The organism is uncultured Veillonella sp. (assembly GCF_915069625.1).
Taxonomy (GTDB): domain Bacteria; phylum Bacillota; class Negativicutes; order Veillonellales; family Veillonellaceae; genus Veillonella.
Genome location: NZ_CAJZFD010000127.1, coordinates 1 through 6,054, shown reverse-complemented (window position 1 = coordinate 6,054; position 6,054 = coordinate 1). Strand labels below are relative to the sequence as shown.

General features: G+C 39.9%; 5 protein-coding genes and 1 pseudogene. All 6 read left to right on the top strand.

Annotated features, from left to right (window positions below):
• Positions 1-260: pseudogene (gene leuD, locus QZ548_RS07240) on the top strand (3-isopropylmalate dehydratase small subunit); the annotation flags it as partial.
• 204 nt (positions 261-464) lie between these two features.
• Entirely contained in the window at positions 465-1,535 is a 1,071-nt protein-coding gene (leuB, locus tag QZ548_RS07235) for a 3-isopropylmalate dehydrogenase (RefSeq protein ID WP_118354226.1), read from the top strand.
• A gap of 144 nt (positions 1,536-1,679) precedes the next feature.
• Positions 1,680-2,009, top strand: coding sequence for a multidrug efflux SMR transporter (locus QZ548_RS07230; RefSeq protein ID WP_105089575.1), 330 nt, complete (start codon positions 1,680-1,682; stop codon positions 2,007-2,009).
• 23 nt (positions 2,010-2,032) lie between these two features.
• Entirely contained in the window at positions 2,033-2,572 is a 540-nt protein-coding gene (locus QZ548_RS07225) for a hypothetical protein (protein WP_295869363.1), read from the top strand.
• A gap of 320 nt (positions 2,573-2,892) precedes the next feature.
• The gene (locus tag QZ548_RS07220) at positions 2,893-4,080 is read left to right on the top strand and encodes an MBL fold metallo-hydrolase (RefSeq protein ID WP_016476159.1); all 1,188 of its coding nucleotides are present in this window, start codon (positions 2,893-2,895) and stop codon (positions 4,078-4,080) included.
• A 683-nt stretch (positions 4,081-4,763) separates the two neighbouring features.
• Positions 4,764-6,054 (top strand): hemagglutinin (locus QZ548_RS07215; RefSeq protein ID WP_295869362.1); only part of this gene is annotated, 1,291 nt, incomplete at its 3' end.

Genomic DNA, 6,054 nt, shown 5'->3' with positions numbered 1-6,054 from the left:
AAGGCGTGCCTGTTATCGTAGCACACTCCTTTGCACGTATCTTCTTCCGTAATGCTATCAACATCGGTTTGCCAGTTGTGGAAATCGGCGAACAAGTAGATCGTATCGATGCTGGTGATGCAATCGGCGTAGACTTGTCTAAAGGTATCGTGTACAACTTGACTAAAAACGAACAATACCAAGGCACTGAGTTGCCACAATTCATTCAAGATATTGCGGCAGCTGGTGGTCTTGTGAACTTTGCGAAAAACCGTAAATAAGGGCGAGCCGAACACTCGTCTCAAGCCTCCACTGGCCGGGTCTGACTTCGGCCTGCGGCCTCCGCAGGGCCAAAGTCGTTTTCGACGAGCATTCGGCTCTTGGGAGTGTGAAGGCTCGGCACAGGCTATATAGACCTGAATAGTGCAATAAAGGCTGATGAGTTTGTGGCTCATCTATGAGCATTTGTTATATGGAGAGGTAATATGAGCGAAAAGAATATCGTATTGATTCCTGGTGATGGTATCGGTACTGAGATTATTGCTGCAGCGAAGGCTGTGTGTGATGTGGCTTTTGAGAAAGCTAATGTAAAGGTTAATTGGATTGATAAAAAAGCGGGCGGTGCGTCTATTGATGCATATGGTGTGCCTTTGACTGAGGATACAATCGAGGCTTGTAAAGCTGCTGATGCTGTATTGCTTGGTGCTGTAGGCGGCCCTAAATGGGATAATGTGGATCCTTCTATCCGTCCTGAAAAAGCAATCCTCGGTCTTCGCAAGGAGCTTGGTTTGTTCTGTAACTTGCGTCCTGTAAAAATCTATCCATCATTGCAAGAGTATTCTCCTCTTAAAAAGGAACTTGTACAAGATGTAGATTTCGTTATCGTTCGTGAGTTGACTGGCGGTATTTACTTCGGTGAACGCGAAGAGGCACAAGGTGAAGGTGCTAACGAGTTTGCTTGGGATAAAGAAACTTACAGCCGTTACGAAGTAGAGCGCATCATGGATATCGCTATGGAAACAGCTCGCAAACGTAATAAAAAGGTTGTATCTGTAGATAAAGCAAATGTATTGGCTTCTTCTCGTTTGTGGCGTAAAATCGCTCAAGAGAAAGCGGCAGCTAATCCAGATATCGCAACAGATTACTTCTATGTGGATAATACAGCGATGCAACTCGTTGTAAATCCTGCACAATTCGACGTTATCGTGACAACAAACTTGTTCGGCGACATCTTGTCTGACGAAGGCGCTGTTATCTCCGGTTCCATCGGGCTTTTACCATCTGCATCCATGGGTACAGGCACAGCATTGTACGAGCCAATCCACGGTTCCGCACCAGACATCATGGGGCAAAACTTGGCGAACCCATTGGGCACAATCTTGTCCGCAGCTATGATGTGCCGTCATTCCCTTGATTTACCTCAAGTGGCTGACGCTATTGAAAAAGCTGTTGAACAAGTGCTCGTTGATGGTTACCGTACAGGCGATATCTACCGTGAAGGTTTAAAACGCGTAGGTACCACAGAAATGGCGCAAGCTGTAATCGAACGTCTATAATCGTATATAACAAGATTTTGAAAGTTCATAAAGTGAACTAAATCATTTCAAAACCATATCATATGTTTTATAATATGAAAGTATTATATATTTAGACGTTATAAAAGAGAGGGCAAGTCCCTCTCTTTTTTGTAGGAGGGGGTTATGTTATCTTATTTTTTACTTGCCTTATCTATAGGGCTTGAGTTATTTGCAACGACAATGTTAAAAGCATCTGACGGGTTTACAAGGCCGTTGCAGACCATTGCGTGTGCGCTTGGGTACATAGGGTCGTTTTATACGTTAACCCATGTGTTGAAATATATTCCGCTGAGCGTTACCTATGCTACATGGTCTGGCGTGGGGCTTGTTGTGACGACATTGATTTCTGTCTTTATTTTTCACGAAGGCATTAATATCTACACCGTGCTAGGTATTGCATTAATCGTGGTAGGCGTAGTGATCCTTAATTTGTGGGGAAATGTAGGACACTAGATATATTAACTAAGGAGGCCTTTATGAATTCTTCGATGTATCGAAATCTAACCATTACTGCTTTGTTGATGGCATTAGCCATCATGATTCCTATTATGATGCCTCTGAAAGTTGTCATTCCACCGGCTTCGTATACGTTGGCCAGTCATGTGCCTATATTCCTAGCCATGTTCTTGTCTCGTAAGATGGCCGCTTGTGTAGTCATAGGTTCTACACTTGGTTTCTTCGTAGCAGGTTTCCCGCTTGTTATCGTTATGCGTGCGGCCTCTCATATTATCTTTGCCTTGATGGGTGCTTGCTATATTAAACATCATCCAGGCGTATTGACTGGGGCTTTATCCTTTGCTGCGTTCAACCTTGGTTGTGCCATTATTCACGCCATCGGTGAAGTGCTAGCATGCCTCTTGTTCTATACGACAACTACGATGCCAAATATCGATCTTATCTACGTCGTATTCGTTCTTGTAGGTGGCGGTACCATCATTCATAGCATGGTCGATGGATATATTGCGTTATATATCTATAAAGCCATCCCTGGATTATCTAAGACTGGAAATCAATAGTCGGACGTTATCCTAGATTATCTAAGCTAGATAATAAACAATCCACTATTAAAACTGTATATAGTCGTAACCACTCATGGGAAATCCATTGTACGCTAATGTACAGCATATGATTTCCTATGAGTGGTTTTTTATAATAATTCTCAAATCTGTACCTACAGATACAGACTTAATAATGCGATATGGGTATAATAAAGCCATAGTTAATGACCGAGTTGTGATATATGCATAGCAGTATAGATAGTTCTATACATAGATACCACATAGGCCATAAATATTGTTGATTGTGAAAGACTTTCACAAGAATTATGGAGGTTATTATGAGAAAGCATATAAAAAATAACGTATCTTGGGTTGGTAAAATTGATTGGGAATTGCAAGAATTCCACGGTTCTGATTACAGCATTAATAATGGATCTAGTCAAAACGCGTACTTGATTGAAGAGGAAAAAACTGTCCTTATCGATACCGTATGGAAACCTCATTCCTCAGAGTTTATTGATAATTTGGAATCTGAAATTGATCTAAATAAGATTGATTTTATCGTATGTAATCACGGCGAAGTCGATCACAGCGGTTCCTTGCCAGCTTTGATGGAAAAAATCCCTAATACGCCGATTTACTGCACAGAAAATGCCGTTAAGTCCTTGGTTGGTCAATATCATCATCCAGAATGGAATTTTAAAACTGTGAAGACAGGTGATTCTGTAGATATTGGCAACGGTAAATCTTTGGTATTCGTAGAAATGCGCATGCTCCATTGGCCTGATTCCATGGCAACGTACATGACTGGCGATAACATTTTGTTTTCCAATGATGCATTCGGTCAACACTTTGCGGTAGAAGAATTGTGGGCCGATAAGGCTGATCAATGTCGTCTATGGGCAGAGGCGATGAAATATTACGCCAATATTTTGAATCCATTCTCTCCATTGGTAAAAGCTAAGGTTGAAGAAATTCAAAAGCTCAACTTACCAATTGATATTATTGCTACTAGCCATGGTGCAATTTGGCGTGAAAACCCATTGCAAATCGTAGAGAAATACTATGAGTGGTCTCAAGCATACCAAGAAGACCAAATTACAGTCGTATATGACACTATGTGGGATGGTACAAAGAAATTAGCCCATAAAATTGCTGATGAGATTGCTAAACAATCTCCTGATACACGGGTTAAGATCTTTAATATCAGTAAAACAAATAAAAACGACATTATGACAGAAGTATTCAAATCAAAAGCGATTGCCGTTGGTTCTCCGACAGTAGGGAATAGTGTTATCTCTTCTGTAGCTGGTTGGCTCGACTTTTTGCGTGAATTGAAGTTTAAAAATAAAAAGGCTGCCGTATTTGGTACCTATGGTTGGTCTGGTGAATCTACGAAGGTACTTCGTGAAGAATTAACTAAATATGGTTTCTCCGTGGTAGAACCTGAAATTAAATGTAACTGGAACCCAGATGCAGATGATTTTGGCAAAGCAGAAGAACTTGTAAAAGCCTTGCTAGCTTAATATATAAAAAGCTCCTAGCATTCATAGAACGTAGGAGCTTTTTGGTTTTTATGATCTATTTGGAATTATATGAGTATTATATATAGATTAAGTCTTATTTTTGTAAGCTTATACGAATATGTGTGGCGATATGTGTATACTAATCTTAAGTATTTACGTAGATGTGTTATGCTATTAAGCATAAAAATAAAAATAGTATAAAATTCAGAAAAATGATTAAATATTCTATTCTATAAAAATTCAGAAAGTGTTCATGAAATTAATGTGAATAATGAATAACTGGAAAGTCTAAATATCTGTTTGGCTTATTAAAGTAATAATTATTTATAAGCTATACAATATATATTCTGTAGAATCCTAAAAAAGGTGTGATTTTTTTTACTCATAAGCAAAATCGATGAGTATATTAATACAACGAAGAATACCAGTAATAACGCTATTTTTTGACATTATGAAGAGTTATTAATGAACTTTATATGGGAAAAAGGCTTGTTTATATCGTAAAACTTTGATATGCTAGGCGGGTAATCAACAATATAAATTTTTCTTAAAATGAATTGAATATATTTCTTAGCTCAAAATAAGAAGTATATTTAATTAGCCCGAGGAGAGAGGCGGAATTTAGAGAGACTGAAAAATTGTATTGTGTTTGGTTAAGAATTTTAATTTAGCGAGGGTGTAAGATGAGAGAAAACAAACATTCCAAAAAATTAGCGTTTGCTGTATTGGCTGCAACAGCTGCTGTAGGTCTATCTGCAACTGCACCAGTTAATGCGGCAGAAATTCAAACAGCACAAGGTTTTATCTTTGCTGCTGGTAATGCTACAGCATCTCCTGACACTACACATAATAGTGTTGCTTATGGTACCGTTGCTGATGGTACAGCTACAAGCATTGCTGTAGGTCAAGGTAATTTAATTACAAGCGCTAATGGTTCTAGCAGTGCCTATGGTAACCAAAATACTATTAATGGTAACCAAGCTAATGCATTCGGTGATGGTAATAGCGTAACTGGTGCATTCGCACAAGCATTTGGTGATAGCAATGTAATTAGTGGTACAAATGCGATTGGTTATGGTTATAACAATACTGTAGCTGGTACAACTACAAACTACCGTGATCGTACTTTCGATAATGAACCAGATTCTGCTACACTTTTGAACGGCTCTTGGAATAGTAATTCCGTAGCAATCGGTTCTGAAAATACTGCATTAGGTAGCTCTGCATTAGCAGTCGGCAATAAGGCTCAAGCGAGTATGAGCGAATCCATTGCTATCGGTCATGAAGCTCAAGCTGACAAAACTTGGGGCATTGCAATCGGTACTCGTGCAACTGCTTCCGATGTACGTTCTTTAGCACTTGGTCACCAAGCAAAATCTACTGGTTACAAAGCTAATGCAATCGGTGCTGATGCTACAGCAAATGGCAACCATGCTAATGCAATTGGTTCCTCTGCAACAGCAACTGGCGATCATGCACAAGCATTCGGTGCTGGTGCACAAGCAACAGGCGTACGTACTAACGTTTTCGGTTCTGATGCAGCTGCAACTGCTGACTACAGTATTGCAATCGGTAACAAAGCTAATGCATCCACTGCAAACTCCATTGCATTAGGTGCTAACTCTACTACTCGTTCTGCTACTAACGTAACTAACGCAACAGTAGCTGGTCATACATATGGTGGATTCGCAGGCACTAGCCCTGTAGGCTCTGTATCCGTTGGTAAAGCTGGTGAAGAACGTCAAATCCACAACGTAGCAGCTGGTAAAATTTCCGCTGACTCCACAGATGCTGTAAACGGTAGCCAATTGTACTCCGTGGCAAATGATTTGCAAACTCAAATCAACAATTCCACACCAGGTGCAATCAACAATAACATCAATAACTTGAATAACCGTGTTGGTAATGTTGAAAAACGTGTTAATAAAGTAGGTGCAGGTTCTGCTGCATTGGCTGCATTGCATCCATTGGACT